Here is a 17,000-nt window from a genome sequence, read left to right as displayed (position 1 = left end):
TCGAGCCTTTAAGTCAGATAATCCGACAAAATGTATGATGTCAAGGAGCTTCACCCCTTGTAAACTGTACCTAATCTAACATGAATTGCATTTATCGGCTTGAGTCCATGTAACTAATCAGCAGGCTGCATAAAAATGATAGTGTAATTTTCTTAACCATTATTTTTAGGAGAGGTGAATGAAATGAAAATTGGGGTTCCGAAAGAGATTAAAAACAATGAGAATCGTGTCGCTCTAACGCCCGCAGGTGCAGCTCAAATGATCCAACACGGACATCATGTGTTTGTGGAAAGCCACGCAGGTGTTGAAAGCGGCTTTACGGATGGAGATTATGCCACTGCGGGTGCGACTCTTGTGCAGCAAGCTGCGGACGTGTGGTCTCAGGCGGATCTGATCATCAAGGTAAAAGAGCCGCTCCCCTCTGAATACGGATATTTCCGACCAGGATTGATTTTATTCACCTATCTGCATTTGGCCGCCGAGCCAGCACTGGCCCGCGCTTTAACAGACAACGGTGTAGCCGCTATTTCCTATGAGACACTAGATGTTGAGGGCAGCCTCCCGCTGCTTACTCCGATGAGTGAGGTTGCCGGTCGAATGGCTGTACAAATTGGAGCACAGCTGCTGGAAAAACCAAAGGGTGGCAAAGGTATCCTGCTGGCAGGTGTGCCGGGGGTCAAACGCGGTAAAGTGACCATTATTGGCGGAGGGGTGGTCGGTACTAATGCTGCCAAGGTCGCCATCGGTCTCGGGGCAGATGTGACACTAATCGACCTAAGCCTGCCAAGACTGCGCCAACTGGATGATATTTTTGGCAATCAGCTCCATACGCTAGTGTCCACCCCGTCCAACATTGCTGAAGCCGTGGCGCAAAGTGATTTGCTGATCGGCGCTGTCCTAATCACTGGTGCCAAAGCTCCGCGGCTCGTAACGGAAGCCATGGTACAGACGATGCAGCCCGGTTCTGTGATTGTGGATGTCGCCATCGACCAAGGCGGCATTGTCGAGACGATTGACCATATCACCACACACGATCAGCCTACCTATGTGAAGCATGGCGTCATTCACTATGCGGTAGCAAACATGCCGGGCGCGGTACCGCAAACCTCGACGCTGGCCCTGACGAACGCGACGCTCCCCTTTGCTCTCCAGCTCGCAGATTTGGGTGTGCAGGAGGCGCTTCGCAGAAGCAAACCACTGCTTAGTGGCACCAATGTCCTGAATGGACATATTACCTACGAAGCGGTCGCACGTGATCTGGGATATCCTTATGTTCCCGTGGAACAGGCATGGCAGGCGAAAGCCTTACAATAGAAACAGCTCAAAGAACCACACGCTCTTCCCAGCAGGAACCGAAGCGTGTGGTTCTTTTTGTACTAGCTATATTCACCGTACTTACTGCATTTCAGATATTTCTGACGAAAGGAACGTTTGAAGACGGCGATAAATATCTGTGATTTCTTCCAGCGACATGCGCACCAGTCCGCTAGACGAAGGTGCCACAAATTCATGCATCTCAGGAATTAGCGGTTCAGGCTGAAATCCCCAATCTACTTTGGATCTTTTACTGTATTCGGTGTACACGCCTTTGCCGACAAAGCAAGCAACCTTCGGGCGGTATTCCTTTAGCTTCTCGTATAGCTTCAGACGTCCTTCGGCGTATTCCTCGCGTGCAATGTCCTCCATTCCCCTCGTGGGACGGGAAACAATGTTCGTAAAACCGAAGCCCAGCTTCAGCAGCTCCCGATCTTCCGATGGATTGTACAAGCGAGGTGTCAAGCCTGCTCCCTCAAGTATGCGCCAAAAGCGGTTGCGCGGATTCGCATAATGATGTCCTACCTCGCCTGATTTCAGGCTGGGATTAAAGCCGATGAATACAACGGATAATCCATAATCCAGATGATCATCTACCTCATGCAGTTCTGTCTCTCGCTCTGTCATGGGCTCCTCCTTCCTCAAACCATATCCAGCGGCTGCTTCCGCATCGGCGGAGGAAAAGCTTCGTCTATTTGTTGAAGTTGTTCAGGGGTGAGCCGAATACTTGCTGCCGCTGCATTTTCTCGTACATGCGATTCCTGTACCGCCTTCGGAATGGCCCAGACATCACCGTCTCGTATGACCCACGCAAGCGCAATTTGCGATGGAGTTACCCCGTGGCTGGCAGCAATGTCTACCATAACAGGATGCTCCAGCAGGCCCCGTCGCAGGCGACCACCTTGGGCAATCGGGCAATAGGCCATCACAGGCACTCCATTCGCACGGCTCCAAGGTAGCAGATCATATTCGATGCCCCGCGAAGCCGCGTGATACAGCACTTGATTGACAGCGCAGGCTTCGCCTCCACTCAGGTTCCATAGCTCCTCCATGTCGGACTTGTCCAGGTTGGACACTCCCCAGCTGCGGATTTTGCCCTGCTCACGCAGTTGTTCCATACCTTCTATTGTCTCTTCCAGTGGAATATTCCCTCGCCAATGCAACAAATACATATCCATGTAATCCGTTCCCATGCGGGTTAAGCTAGCTTCGCACGCCTGAGCCAGTCCTTGGCGGTCCGCATGATGAGGGTAAGCCTTGCTGACAAGATAGACATCGTCCCGGCGCCCCTGAATGGCCTCTCCGACGATCTCTTCTGCGCCGCCCTCCGCATACATTTCAGCCGTGTCCACCAGCAACATGCCCAGCTCGAAGCCAAGTTGAAGCGCACGCACCTCCTCCTGCCGAAGTGAGGCTTTTTCGCCCATATTCCACGTGCCCTGCCCGATGAGCGGTACTTCACGACCGTCCGTCCATGTGATCACACTTTTCTTATGTTGGCTCATATGCATTCCCTCCTTAGGAGCCTGGTGTCACAGGCTTATCAAATACATGGCTCTGCGTCCAATGCTGTCCACCATCCGAGGTAGTGTACATAACTGGGGCCTGCTCTGAGTCCGAAAAAATAGCCCAGCCTTCTTTGGCATTTGCCATCCCGATTTGCTGACCGCCATAACCGTCAAAGCCTTGCTTTCCATTGTTCCACGTCTTGCCGCCGTCAGTCGTCCAGCCAATCGTATTGGGCTTGTCGCACGGTGCGCAATAACCGCCCATCCATGCGGTACTGCTATTAACCGCATAGAGCATACCTGGTGCCGCCCCTTCATTTTTAGGAACCTGATTGTCTTGCTGGCTAATACCTGGTGCCGGGCCACCGCCAGCGGTGGCATTCGCCAGTACAGGACGCCAGCTTTGTCCACTATCGGCAGTATGCCAAAGCGAATACGACGTCTGATTCATCCCCGTATCTCCAACCAGCTCGATCCATGCGTTGCCACGTTCTACAGAACGAATAATGGCTCCATTTAGAGGCGCCTCCGTTGTCCGTGACATGACAGTAGTCCACTTTTGGCCCCCGTTAACGGTATGTAAAATCTGGAATGAACGGTCTGTGTCCTGCGTAACCGCCCAGCCGTTTTGCCGATCATGGTAATATGGCTGTCCTACCATGTGGCCAGGCACGGGGAGCGAAGACCAGCTTTGCCCGCCATCCTTCGTATATTGGTTGCCACTGAACCCTTCCTTGGATGATACAAAGTGTAAAAAGCCCGTTTGCCCTTGCTCAGGTACAGTCCCAACAACCTCCCAGCGTTTGCCGCCATCGCGAGTGGCCAGCAGCGATCCGCTGTCTGCCATAACAGCCCAGCCTTGCTGCCCGTTCAAGGCAAAAATCTGCTGAACCGTACCTTGACCCTGATATTGCACATTCCACGTCGATCCGACTGAACCGGATGCAGACGCGTCCGTTCGGGCAATCCAGCCATTTCCGCCGATCCAGCCGGATTGGCCGTCGATCAAACGCAACGCGGTAATATTGTCCATGCGGACTTTCGCTATAGTAGTGTCTGTGGTTGCTTGTCCTCCTGTTTTCGGTGTATCTACAGTCGCTCCCGAACCATTCGCTTGTGCCGAGACGGCACCCTTTTGCTCATTTTGAGCCGTTTGTCCTGTTTGCGAACTTGTTTGTGAGCCTGTTTCACACCCCGCTGTCACTATGGCTACGGCGAGTAAAAGCACCCAGACCGATGTTTTTTTCTTCATTTTCGTTCATCCCCTTATGTTGGTGATATACATGGCTGTGCGGGTATTGTATTCACAGCCATGTATATTCTATGTATTACCCTGCTGTCTTCGTTTCACTCTTAAGGTGAATATACGGAATGGACTGAATGCAAACCAGCGTTACAGGATTACGAGTTTACAGGAACAAAGCCGCCTTTTTCGATGGCCCGAGTTCCTTCTTCACTTTGCAGCCATTCGAGTAATCGTTGCATCGAAGGGCTTGGTTCCTCGCCTTCCCGTGTGACTACAAACAGTTGAGCTGTGAATGGATATTGCTTCGAGCGGATGTGCTCTTTGTTCGGCTCCACTCCATCAATAGACAAAAATTTGACCTCTTGACGATTATGCATCACATTTGCAAAATAATAAAATGAATAACCGAGCGCGTTGTGATCCTTGTTAAAATCTGCGACTGCATTAATCATACCACCCATAATGCCAATTTGTAGTTCACGTGGCGGGTCAGCCATTTCATGGCCTGCCATCACTTTCTTTTGCATATATGTCTGACTGCCTGAATTTTCTTCTCGCTGATAAGCAATGATCGGCTGATCCTTGCCCCCTACCTCATTCCAATTGCGGATAGCCCCTTCATATATACGGCGAACCTGCTCCGAAGAAAGTCCCCTAACCGGATTGTCTTGATGTACGAGGAAAATAAACGCATCCCACCCAATGGGTGTGAGCTTCATTTGTATTCCCCGACTTTTCGCCAGCCGCAGTTCCTCATCGGAAGGACCAGCCACCAGAATCAGATCCGCCTTCTTTTTGATCAAATTGACATATGCCTGATGGGTCGTGTTGAATCTCAGTTCGTGCGCTGCTCGCGCCTTGCTCATTCCGGTCAGTTCATGCAGCATATCCTGCGCAAACGGAATGGCCGCTGTAGCCCCGTCAACTACCGGAAAATCTCTCTCTGCAATGTATGGGCGTTGAGGAAGCATCAGTGTAATCGTCAGCACAATGACGAGCGCAGCAGATATCGCGGCAACAATCCATTGCCATCTATGATCCACCTTACCATTCTTGTCGGTTAGCGCTGGATAACGATTTACCCCAACTCCTACTACCATGCCAACTATCGGCAGCAGTGCAGCCAGTAGAAACCAGATTTCACCATGCTGTGTATATGGACCCAATACCTCTAACACAGGCTCCGCCCAAGCATGATAGAGTGAAAAGAGCCCCCACGCCCCTCCCGACACTTCAGCAGGTTGACCACCAGACCCTTGTATTCCTACAATCCACAACCACAGCCCACATAATAATGATAATAGCCCGGTCAGCATCAGCGAAAGCTTGCCCATGCTGGACATACGCGCACTCAAGGCACCATAAGCTGCAAAGATGAGACCGATAATCCATGCATATAGAAGCAGTATTACAATCACAGTTGTATCCGTTACACCTTCATGCCTCAGCAGAAGCTGTACTTGGGGTGCCACAACCATACTCCAAACTACATTAAACATGACTGAAAACAATCCAAACATAAACGTACCGCCCAACCATGGCCAAAACCATGCTATCCGCACAGACTCGTCCTTTTCCGGCTTGGTTATAACTTCCTTTGGATCAGACATGTACATCCCCCTATAACTAATGAATGAAATGAGACTGTAAGCCATTGCTTCTTCATTGTACAATTATGGTAAAGATTAGTATACGAGAGGAGGATAAAAATGTCCTTATCCGATCTTCCCAGCGATGAATTACTCAAGCTGCGTATGGCAAAAAAGGCCTCCCCCACGGGAAAGGCCTTTTTGTCATCGAATCTTCTTTATATTGCTCTGGCATGGATCAAAAAACGGTGCTGCTTCACGTCCCAATAGCCATCACGTTTAATATCTAAATACAGACCATATAGCTGTTCTATATATTTCTCCGGCTGAAAGTCTGTAATCTGCCATTCGATTGCTTTTAAGTAATAGACAATCGCTCCAATATCGTAAAAGCGCTGTATCGGAAACTGTTCCTGCTGCTCTAAAATTTCGAAGCCATTACTTTTCAAACCTGCAAGTGCTTGAGAAAGGGTCCAGTCCGCATACTCGTATTCAGGTGCTCCCAAACGGTCGTTGATGCCCGCACAATCCAGGCCCCCTACCTGTTGAGTCAAAAACGTCCCACCTGGTCGCAAAATACGCCGTACCTCCGTTGGCGAAAATGACTCATGCTTATTCAGCACGAGGTCGAACCCGGCATCGCCAAACGGAAGGGAATCGTCATCCTGTATAGCCATAACGCGCACACCCAGCGGCTCCAATCTTTCCTTGGCGATAGGAACATTCGGTGCATACGCTTCTGTCGCACATACGATCTCTGGAAAAGGGCGTAGCCGAGATAATAGCTCTCCCCCGCCTGTTCCCATATCCAGCATCGCCTTGGATGAATGAATAAACTTCATAGCCTTGCTGACATAAGACCATTCCAAGGGCTCGCTCGCCACACGTCCCGTATCCGAGATGAATGAAAAATCCCATCCGGAAAATGACTGCTTATAATTCTCCAAGAACTGTAGAAATTCACGATCTTCTGTATATTTCATATTATTTTTGCTCCTCCACCATTGAGCTGTACGTTATTGAACTCTTCTCTCTGTATGTTCTACGTTGTATCTCTCTGTACATCTATTTTATGTCAGCTCTAATGTGGAGGAGCTCTTGCCCGTCGGTGAGGTTGTTATATGTCGTGTCGGAACCATCCCATGTTTATCTACCTCCGTCCATATGCCATCCAAACCAGATGCTGTCCCACTTAAGGAACTGTCGGTAATGCCTTCGCAAGCTCCGGTGTCATATCGTTCGGAGTAAAATAGCAATAGCGTGTATGGGGGTCTGAACTAAATAAAGGTTTGATCTTGACCTGAACCAGGTAAGTGCCTTTCGCCATATTTGGAGTATAGCTATAGGGTCTGCGCTTTTCCAGTACAGTGCTCCAGAGCTTCGGATCTTCAATCGTTATTGCTTTATGCTTCTGTTGGATGCTTTTAAATAGCTTATAGTCTTCAATATACTGATTGGATTGATAAGGTTCAAGCTCTTCAGCAATAATAGGAACAGCCCGTATCGAAAAAATATCCTTGGAATCAATGATCACCTTATCCGCATAACCTTTTTGCTCTAGCCAACCTGTAAGCTTGTGATAGGAAGCCGGCCATTCAAATGAAAATTCACGATGCCAGCTCGGTTCGTTATTGATAGAGGATGACTCTTTATTTGTAATAGAAACACTCCCCAATGGATATTTCTCTGATTGCATCTCGCTATAGCTCATATTTAATACTTCTTCTCTGAGTATATCTTCAAATTCACGAGTTTCTTTTGGATTGGTTAAAACCACTCGTCTTTCACTATCATCTACGGATTGGATATTAATCGTCTCTGCTTTTCCTTGCAGCTTATCCAGCCTGTATCTTACCGTTTTATAAGGCTCTGCTTCCATCACTTTAGTCAGTTCTGTCCGGAAAGGCTTCTCCGGGAATGTATAGCGGCGAGTCATGGTGGAACCATCATCCAAACGGTAGACTATGAATGCCGATTCGACGGCCAGGTTTTTGGACAACATTTTCTCGCCAGCTGCATGTGCACGTACGAGTTCTCGATGTAAATTCAGCACAGAGGTGATATAGGCCCTGTCTTGGGAGTAATACGCTTCTTTTTCTGCATCTCCCCCTAGAGGCTCCTCTCGCCCGACATAAACTTTTTCTACGGAGTGTGCTGTTGGAATCCGCCCCTCATAACCCAACCAACCTGAAACCGGGATATATAGTACCAGCCCCATGATCACACCGTACACGACCATTTCCACTAAAGCACGAACACGCATAATTTGCCACGTCTTGCGAATGACCATCTCTACAACGATATAGCCTAAAATAGCTCCAAGTGCATACCCAAAAATCGACCAATTAGCTCCTCTTGTACCTGCATTATTAAAATAATCGCCTAGTATAAGCATGGCGCATAGTATGACTCCTGCCTTGAACAAAGGCTGTAAGAAAGGAAATGCTATGGCCTGAGTCGCCTTTTCGACCAAGCGTTTACGATACAAACCATAACTCAAGGCGACAAACAGCAGAGAGATACCTAAATAGGCAAGTAACTCCATGTAGGAAAAGGCGCACTGTGGCAAGTTGTCCATAATGCGTACAAACGGCGATAAGTTTTCCCAAACATTATTATTGCTGCGAAACTCCCCACCATTAATATATTGAACAACGGTTTCTCGCACCCGCACATATCCGTATAAATTACGTTCTAGAAAACGCCCTATCATCATGAATAGAAACTGAGGCAATAGCAGCAAAACATACACTACTACGGTCTGTAGCAACGATTGTCCCACACAAATCCCTACAAACACAGTAAAAGTAAACAAGAAAATCGTAAGGACGGACACGACCAAAGCCCACGATCCAACATCATTAATTTGAAAAATATAAGGCAGTTCGACTGACGTGTTAACCCAAGCAGTTACTCCCGCAGTCAGCCATACAGGTACAAGTAAAAGAATAAGACCGCTAATTAAATGTGACGTTAATAGATGCTCTCTACGCAAAGGTAGGCTGTGATACAAATCGGATGGCCCCTGTCGCTGAACAAAACGAAGCAGCATCACACCTGCCAGCACCGGTACAGTCATTAAAATCAATTTTTGCAATTCATTACCCGAGTTTGTACTATCGAACAAGCTTTTTAAAACCACTCGTGGTTGTTCATCACCAATGCTCATAAACAATGACAGCGGTACTGTAAACAGTAATCCCGCCAAGTACAATAGACCGATCCAGCCATGCTGTCTCAGGCATTGGCGAATTACGCCGCCGCTACAGAAGAATCGGTTGGATGTCATAACCTGCGTCCTCCATTTCATAAATGAAAATTTCTTCAAGCGTCAACGGCAGCAAATCGAACACATGCGGCTCGTATGCTTCAATCGTCTCCGCAATCCGCTCTCGCTCACCCCGGATAATAAGCAGCAGAACACTGCCCCTTCGCTCCTTATGTACGACCGAAAGTTGGCTACAGACAGCTTCCTCATGCATGCTGTCCCGAAAAGCAACCTGCACCTTATGCGTATCGGATTTGAGGTCATCGACCTCTTTTTCCAATAGCATCCGACCTTGGTGCATAATGCCGACATGATCACACATGTCTTCAATCTCACGCAAATTATGAGATGAGATCACGACGGTCATCTCACGTGCAGCGGTTTCTTGGAACAAGAGATTTTTGATCATTCTACGCATCACTGGGTCCAGACCATCAATGGGTTCATCCAAAACCAGCAGCTCAGGCATGCAGCTCAAGGCAAGCAAAAAAGCGGCTTGGCGCTTCATCCCTTTGGAAAAACGGTGAAGTTTGCGCTTCGGGTCCAGCTTGAAAATATCCGTAAGCTGTGTGTAGCGTTCCTCACTCCAACTTGGATAAATGGAGCGGTAAAACCGGGCCATCTGACGAATTGTCGCTTGCGGGAAAAAATAAGGGGTATCCGGTAAAAACAGAATGTGCTGCTTGACTTCAGGCTGCTCATACACTGGCTGACCACCGATTAGCACCTTGCCAGTATCCGGTCGGTAAATTCCGGCAATGATTTTGAGCAAGGTCGTTTTCCCTGCCCCGTTCGAGCCCAGCAGCCCAAAAATGGAGCCCTTCTTTACCGTAAGGGCAAGCTGATCGACAGCCTTTTCTTCTGTAAATGTCTTTGTGACTTCCCTTAATTCAATCAAGGGACATCCCCCTTTCCTTTGTTTGCATAGCTTCCACGTATATGTCGTCCACTTCCTGCTGTGTAAAACCGAAATGGACAGCTTCGATCATCTGTTTTAACAATGCCACCCGAATCTCATCCCGCTTCATTTGTTGCGGCTGCTGCTGGGTAGGCGTGACAAAGCTGCCTTTGCCCTGAACGGAATAGATATATCCTTCGCGTTCCAGCTCGCGATACGCCTTCTGAATCGTATTCGGATTCACCGTAAGTTGAGCGGACAATGCCCGTACAGAAGGCAATTGCTCATCCGGCTGAAGCGATCCGTACATGATCATTTCCTTGACCTTCTCCATAAGCTGTTCGTAGATCGGCTTACGGCTGCGGATATCCAGCTCGAACACATGGACTTCCTCCTTTCAACACTGGCTCAAATTCATTTATACATGTTCAACTGTTCTAACTGTACTATTATTAATAGTACAGTTAGAACAGTTTGTCAATCTTTTCTTTGAACATTTCTTACAAAAATAGCCGTGATGCATCCTGCATCACGGCTATGTCTTTTTAGCCTTCCTTTGAATCATAAGGCTGATCACGGCATATATTGGCAAGCGTTTGCCCTTCCGGCAGTTTAAGATCCAGCTGGAACCGGAATGTTGCTCCTTTGGCCTCGTCGCTATCCACACCAATGGAACCTCCCATTAGCTTGACCAGGTTTTTGCAGATGGACAAGCCTAGGCCTGTCCCTCCATATTTCCGGTTCAATGCCGGATGAAGCTGGGAAAAAGGCTGAAACAATAGATGTTGGCGGTCTGCTGGAATACCGATTCCAGTATCAGTAACACTGAACTCAATCAGGCATCTATTTTTACGACGGCTGTAAGCCTTTCTCTCCACAAAGATATTTACACGCCCTCGCTCCGTAAATTTGATCGCATTGCTCACCAAATTCACCAGCACCTGCCGGATACGCACATGATCACCGACCAGCATCCCCGGCATTTCCTGATCCACATGCCATTCCAGCTCAATGCCTTTTTCCATAGCCTGCGTCATGAATAGGTCAGCCACACTGCCGACCACGTCATCTAGCACAAAGGATTCGTGCAGCAAAGACATTTTACCAGCTTCGATTTTGCTCAAATCCAGTATCTCGTTCAATATCTGCATTAAAGCACCACTGCTACTGGTAATAATATCTATATAGCTACGCTGCTCCTCATCCAATTCAGTATCTGCGAGTAACCCCGCCATACCTATAATGCCGTTCATCGGTGTACGGAGCTCATGACTCATCACAGAGAGAAACTCTGACTTGGCCCGATCGGCGCGTTCGGCAGACTCCTTGGCCCGAATGATCTCCTTTTCATTCGTCCTGTCTACAAAAACCATCACAGCCCCTTTTCGCTCGCCATTATCCATCAAAGGGCTGATTCGATAGGAGGCCAGAAAGCTGGACCCGCCTTTTTTCCAAAATACTGCTTCCTCTGCCTGATAAGAGGCTCCGCTTCGAATCGCTTGAAGAATAGAGGACTGTTCGTCCGGAAAATGACTGCCAATTTCGTCAGCATGGCGGATCATGTCTATGCATGCGCCATTCAGCGGTTTGGCCGATCCTACGCCGAACATCTCGACAGCTGCCGGGTTCATAAAGCGGACATGTCCTTCGGTACTTAAACCCACAATTCCTTCGGATACAGCATTCAAAATAAGCGAATGCTCATTACTGAGCTTCTCAATTTGAGCAATGTAGCTTTTGAGAGGGGTAACATTTTCTATAATCCCGTAGCAGCCTACAATTTCCTCTTGCACGAAAATCGGGATATTCGTCATCTTGATAAATAGACGCTCCCCCTCCTTATGTATAAATTCCGATTCATAGGTTTGCGTCTCACCCTGCTTGGCCAGCTCCATGTGACGCTTGATTTTATCCTGTTCCTCAGAGGAAGCCATGATAAGTATGTCAGCCCCAAGCAACTCATCCTTCGTATAACCCGTAAGCTCCTCCAAGCTCGGATTCACACTTAAGATATGACCTTCCATATTCACGGCGCATATCCCGAGTGGATTATGCTGAAATAGTGACTTATAGCGGTTTTCACTTTCACGCAGGCGCTGCTCCATTTCCCGGTGCTCTGTAACATCCTGGATCATACCCACCACTTGAACGGGCTTGCCTGCATGCTCGTCCATTTCAGCTTCCCAGATTGAACGCAGTACCTTTTGTTCCCCATTCGGCAATACAATTCGGTAAAAGGTCTCTTCGTGTATTCCCTTCAATATAACGTTGGTGATAATCTGTTTCATGCGCTCTGTATCTTCTGGATGAACAGCCGCCATGAACGCGTCAATACTTGTTTCAACCGGCTTGACACAATAGCCAAATATGCTGCGAAATTCCTTGGAAAAATGCATAACATTGTTGACCAGATCCCAGTCCCATGAGCCGAACATCGCCAACTGTTGAGCTTTTGCCAGGTTCTCCTCGCTCTTCTGGCGCTCTGTGATATTTCGTCCGATGGATAGAACTCGCTTGATTCTGCCCCGTTCATCCCGAATAATGCGGTACGATACTTCTAGCCACAAATAGTGCCCGTCCTTATGACGAACACGCCGCTTCATGATGCCTGTTTCCTTGAACATTCCATGTACACGCATGTAATCGGCATCTTCGACATGGTAAAATTGCAATCGTTTTTTCCCAAGCATCTCCTGTTTCGTATAGCCTAAGAGTTTTTCCACCGAAGGAGAGATATATTGGAGTATGCCGTCCGCCGTGCTATATGAGATAACATCCGGCGTATTTTCCGTAATCAGCATATACAAATCCTCATTATCCGAGAGCACCTGCTCCATGTCCTTTTTCTCCGTGATATCCATTGCATACGCAATCAAATATGATTGCTCGGTAGCCTCATCATCAAATATGGTTAATTCCAGCGATAGCCAGACGGATGTTCCCCGTTTATGTTTCAAACGTAGCTCTGTCTTATAGACTTGATCCGTAGCCTGTAGCCAACCTGCGTAAGCCTCCCTCAACCCTCGCTGATCCTGAGCCTCTTTATACAAGAGATGGTAATATCGGATATCCAGTAATTCCTCCTGCTCATATCCGACCATTTTGCAAAAGGCGGGATTGACGTACAGGCACTTCCCTTCCCTCGACAAAATCACGATTCCTGTCGGGGCATGATTATACATATGTTCCAGCAAAGGTAGTCGTCGAGCAGCAGAAAACACAATCAATCTCCTCCTTTGTAGTCTGGCAGTTTTATCCAATTGCACATATTATACCATGACGTGGGATTTTTATAGCGGTGAGTCCACCTCTAGATGAAAGCCCTTAAACATGTATGCACAAAAGATTGCCGATGCAGATTCATCGGCAATCTTTGAATTATTTTTTTATACCACCCGGCTAATTTATACCACCCGGCTAAGAAAATGACGCAAAAATCGCTCCGCATCGACTTCAAGTGCCACATCAACCGTAGTCAGTGCTTGAGCTTCGTTCTCATTTTGCATCTCACGGGTGCGACCAACCTCGGTGGAATCGCCCACCTCGACGGCAATGTGCATTGGACGCGTCTCCACAAAACTGGAGTCAATAGCCAACCCTACGGCTAAAGGGTCATGCAAAGCACAGCCTGCAATGCCAGGTCTGAAATTGCGATAGGCTTCCATATAAAAGTCTGTCATATCTGCCATAAACGCGCCCAGCTCGGTCCCTTGCTCACGCCATTTGTCCACATCCTGCTGGGGAAGCAGTGTCTGCATCGTGACGTCCAGCCCGACGAGCGTAAGCGAAAAGCCCGCTCCCAGCACATAGGCTGCGGCTTCTGGATCGGCGTAAATATTCGCTTCAGCCGTTGGAGTTACATTCCCTTTCACTGTGACCGCGCCGCCCATGATGATCAGACGCTCAAGCAATTGGGGCAATTCGGGACAGCGATCCAATGCAAATGCAAGATTGGTCAGCGGTCCCACAGCTACCAGGGTAAGTTTGCCCTCATAGCGACGAGCCTGTCCGATTATAAAATCAGCGGCATCCCCAGACGCAGCCTGACGGGAGGGCGCTCCTTTCAACTGATTGCCAATACCGTCTTCACCGTGAATATGCCGAGAATAAGGTTTGAACAGCTCCCGAGCATACGGCTTGTGAGCCCCAGACACGACCGGAGCCTCTACCCCTAGTTTTTCCAGCAGAATCAGTGAGTTACGTGTTGCCTCCTCCACCGAGATATTGCCAAAGGTGGTTGTAATACCGAGTAGCTCCAATTCCGGCGAATGGACCGCGTACGCAATAGCAAGCGCGTCGTCAATGCCCGTATCTACATCTAAGATTAACTTTTTGCTCATGATGACCCTCCACAGTAGAAACAGCATTCTTTTTTTCATTATACACAATTTCAATGCTTATTCCCTTGGTCATCAAATTCTTTATTCGAAGACGTAAAAGAAGGCTACGACAGTTATGCCGTAGCCTTCTTTTACTACTTTTCAATCACTCAAGGGGCACATGTTCTAGCCGAATCCTAAGGCTCGATTCCCCACACCAGCTTATCATTGTGGAACAACGTTACTTTGTTCCATTCTGCATAAGAGGTTTTAGTTGGATCAAAGGAATAATCATTGGATTCGTTCAGGTTAGACCAGTCGCTATTGTTCATGCGGATCTGAATATCACCTGTTTGCGCTCCAGCAGCGAGCGTGCCGGCAGCAGCACTGAAACCAATTTCAATATAGTTGTCTGTAATGGTGCGCAGCACGTTATCATTGCCTACTTGCGCATAGTCTACTGTGGATTGCAGCTCTTGGCTGCCATCCTTCGTAAAATAGTAACGGATTTTCAGCTCACTCAGCTTCACGGGTGTTGTGCCTTTATTTTTCAGGTTAAGGAAAGGCTTAACTGCGTTATTCGCTGGGTCGGTGTCCCCGGCCCGGTACATTACAACCAGATCACCCGCTGGTTCTGTTGGATCAGTCGGTGTACCTTTAGGTTCAGCACTTACCGTTGCAGAATCTTTACTTGTTCCTTTCGCATTCGTAGCACTTACAACATAGAAGTAAGTTGTTCCGTTCGTCAGTCCCTTATCTGTGTACTCTCTTTCCGTTACAAGAGGGGCAACGGCTGTAAAAGGACCTGCTTCGCTAGTGGCACGTTTTACCGTGTAGCTATCGGCACCAGTAGACGCACTCCAAGTCAGCGTCACTTGAGCATTACCAGCTACGGCCTTTAAGCCAGACGGTACAGCTGGAGCTGTAGGCGCTGGGTCCACACCACCAGTGGAAGGCACGATTGCAGGGTACGCATTTTGTACCAGCATCACAAACTGATCATGGAACCAAGCTCCTGAAATAGGTGCATTCGGCAAAGCATCTGTTAATGTGCCATCCTTGGTTGTATAGGTAGGATCACACATACGGTCAAAGCCTTTACCCTCATCGTTCGGAATGAGTGAGCTGGAACCATCGGAATCACCCGGAGGTTTCGCCCAGACATAGGCATCGATATGGCCAGCTGGAGCCGTTTGTGGCGGCGTTCCCATACCTGCTCCGCTGCTATTACACCAGTTACCACGGTGCGAACGTTTGTCCACACGACCTGAGTTTACATAGGAGTTAATATCATTGCCGACTGCGGAAGTCGGACGGTTAGGTCCTCCCCATCCATTACGGCCGGTATCAATTAACATGCCGAGCGAGCTTGGCCAGCCTGCATTGACAAAATCTCTATGCAAGTACTCAGCGAAATCCGATTCATCGAAATTAGGATTCCATTCGTAGAATTTGGATGATTTGATCGGCTGCCCGCCAATATTCAGGTTGGGATCAGGCAGATTCGGTTCTGTCAACGGTGAAGTATTGGCTGTATTCGTGATAAAGCCATCCACACTGGACAAACCTTTGCTAGTATCTTTGAAGATAGTTGTAAACAGAGATACCGTTGCTGTACGGTTGTTATCCCAACCTAACCAACCAGAGTGACCGATATCCACGTATTTGTACACATTCGGAATCTCGTTCAGCTTATTCATTGTGTATTTAACGCCAGCCTCATAAATTCCTGTAGATTTGGCTTGTCCACATTGGGGAGTATCCAGATTGGTTACCAGATTTGGCAAACTGTCCGGTTCAATGATCGCTACGATGCGAATATCCTTATATTTGGGATTCGCAAAAACAGAAGCGATTTTGTCAATATAATCCTTTTTGTACGTTTCCAGACCTGCCTGAGTCAACGGCAATTCACCATTGGAAGCCAAGGCATGACAATCTCGTCCGGGCAGATCATACACAATGAATTCCGCCGTAATCGGCATGTTGCCTTTCTTTTGCGCCAATACTTGGTCCAAATGCGCTTCCAAGCCAAGCTTGCCCCCACCACCGTTAATAGCAGCAATACGATCAAGCCATACGGCTGTCGGGAACGTTTTGACCGTTTGCATTTTTGCTTTCAGATTGGCATCCGTAATTTTGGCAATCGATGTGTCGACACTAGCCGCATAATCAGGGTTAACATATTTTGTCGCTCCTTGGTAAGGATTATCGACATGTGATTCTGCATGTATTTTATCCGTAAATCCTGCACCTGGTAGAAAGCTGCTTGCGACGAGTGATAGCGCAAAAGCATACTTCATGCTTTTACGAAGCACTTGCTTTGTTTTCAATTGCTTCACCTATCTTTCCGTGGATTTTGTTGAATCTTCCTATGTCGGCACCTGATTGTTACATGATTAATTGTGAGTTACGCCTACTCTACTCTCTCCAAAAAAAGTGGCGTTCATAGTTGCGAAAGGTAAGCGCTTTCTATTTGTGCATGCGCTCACATTTTCCCCTTTTTGTCACCTCCTATGTTAGATTATAGTGAGCTGGAAATCTGCTGTAAATTGAATAAATTAAGGACTACATTATTAATTAGGCATATGAATTGCCACCCTAGTGGTTCATCACGGCCCCTCTTTTTCTGAAGTCGGTTTCTTCATTTGTTGAACATCCCTGCTATAACAAGCTTTCGGGAGATTTAGGATCGACGGCAAAAGAGCAAATTCATAAAAAGCAAGACCGTATTCTTTAATTTCCGTCAGCCTAAATCGACAATGATAAACTCCAGCACGCCAACTATGCCAAATCGTTATATCTATCGACAGCAAAAGGGTGTTTTCAGGCCCTCATGACCGGGAAAACACCCTTTT

The 17,000-nt window shown here is 47.8% G+C and carries 12 protein-coding genes; 1 reads left to right on the top strand and 11 read right to left on the bottom strand.

Annotated features, from left to right (window positions below; all coding sequences use genetic code 11):
* Nucleotides 1-183 precede the first annotated feature (183 nt).
* Nucleotides 184-1,314: an alanine dehydrogenase gene (ald, locus tag MHH57_RS05330; protein ID WP_340884567.1), complete on the top strand. Its 1,131-nt coding sequence runs from the start codon at nucleotides 184-186 to the stop codon at nucleotides 1,312-1,314.
* An 81-nt stretch (nucleotides 1,315-1,395) separates the two neighbouring features.
* On the opposite strand, the gene MHH57_RS05325 is transcribed toward ald, so the two are convergent.
* The 11 genes from MHH57_RS05325 to MHH57_RS05275 form a co-directional block, all read right to left on the bottom strand.
* Nucleotides 1,396-1,941 (bottom strand): mismatch-specific DNA-glycosylase, encoded by a 546-nt coding sequence (locus MHH57_RS05325; protein WP_029516095.1) that lies wholly within the window; start codon nucleotides 1,939-1,941, stop codon nucleotides 1,396-1,398.
* Nucleotides 1,942-1,955: 14 nt separating this feature from the next.
* Entirely contained in the window at nucleotides 1,956-2,819 is an 864-nt protein-coding gene (locus MHH57_RS05320; protein WP_069010356.1) for an aldo/keto reductase, read from the bottom strand.
* Nucleotides 2,820-2,832: 13 nt separating this feature from the next.
* Nucleotides 2,833-4,074, bottom strand: a complete 1,242-nt coding sequence (locus tag MHH57_RS05315) for a hypothetical protein (protein ID WP_039269410.1) — start codon at nucleotides 4,072-4,074, stop codon at nucleotides 2,833-2,835.
* Between the two features lie 149 nt (nucleotides 4,075-4,223).
* The gene (locus tag MHH57_RS05310) at nucleotides 4,224-5,678 is read right to left on the bottom strand and encodes a substrate-binding domain-containing protein (RefSeq protein ID WP_029516091.1); all 1,455 of its coding nucleotides are present in this window, start codon (nucleotides 5,676-5,678) and stop codon (nucleotides 4,224-4,226) included.
* A 197-nt stretch (nucleotides 5,679-5,875) separates the two neighbouring features.
* On the bottom strand, nucleotides 5,876-6,640 hold the full coding sequence (locus MHH57_RS05305; protein ID WP_342425746.1) for a class I SAM-dependent methyltransferase: 765 nt from the start codon (nucleotides 6,638-6,640) through the stop codon (nucleotides 5,876-5,878).
* Between the two features lie 209 nt (nucleotides 6,641-6,849).
* The gene (locus MHH57_RS05300; protein ID WP_029516089.1) at nucleotides 6,850-8,946 is read right to left on the bottom strand and encodes a DUF6449 domain-containing protein; all 2,097 of its coding nucleotides are present in this window, start codon (nucleotides 8,944-8,946) and stop codon (nucleotides 6,850-6,852) included.
* Complete coding sequence (locus MHH57_RS05295; protein ID WP_029516088.1) at nucleotides 8,921-9,823, bottom strand: ABC transporter ATP-binding protein; 903 nt, start codon at nucleotides 9,821-9,823, stop codon at nucleotides 8,921-8,923. Before MHH57_RS05295 ends, MHH57_RS05300 begins: the two co-directional genes overlap by 26 nt.
* Nucleotides 9,816-10,205 (bottom strand): GntR family transcriptional regulator, encoded by a 390-nt coding sequence (locus MHH57_RS05290; RefSeq protein ID WP_029516087.1) that lies wholly within the window; start codon nucleotides 10,203-10,205, stop codon nucleotides 9,816-9,818. Before MHH57_RS05290 ends, MHH57_RS05295 begins: the two co-directional genes overlap by 8 nt.
* 163 nt (nucleotides 10,206-10,368) lie before the next feature.
* Entirely contained in the window at nucleotides 10,369-13,044 is a 2,676-nt protein-coding gene (locus MHH57_RS05285; protein ID WP_318627035.1) for a PAS domain S-box protein, read from the bottom strand.
* Between the two features lie 183 nt (nucleotides 13,045-13,227).
* Complete coding sequence (locus MHH57_RS05280; protein ID WP_069010349.1) at nucleotides 13,228-14,163, bottom strand: nucleoside hydrolase; 936 nt, start codon at nucleotides 14,161-14,163, stop codon at nucleotides 13,228-13,230.
* A 176-nt stretch (nucleotides 14,164-14,339) separates the two neighbouring features.
* Nucleotides 14,340-16,484 (bottom strand): glycoside hydrolase family 6 protein, encoded by a 2,145-nt coding sequence (locus MHH57_RS05275; protein WP_342434915.1) that lies wholly within the window; start codon nucleotides 16,482-16,484, stop codon nucleotides 14,340-14,342.
* Nucleotides 16,485-17,000: the final 516 nt, after the last annotated feature.

This window comes from Paenibacillus sp. FSL H7-0442 (genome assembly GCF_038593105.1).
GTDB classification, from domain to species: domain Bacteria; phylum Bacillota; class Bacilli; order Paenibacillales; family Paenibacillaceae; genus Paenibacillus; species Paenibacillus polymyxa_D.
Note: the sequence above shows the minus strand (reverse complement) of the source record. Positions and strands in the feature narration are given on the sequence as shown.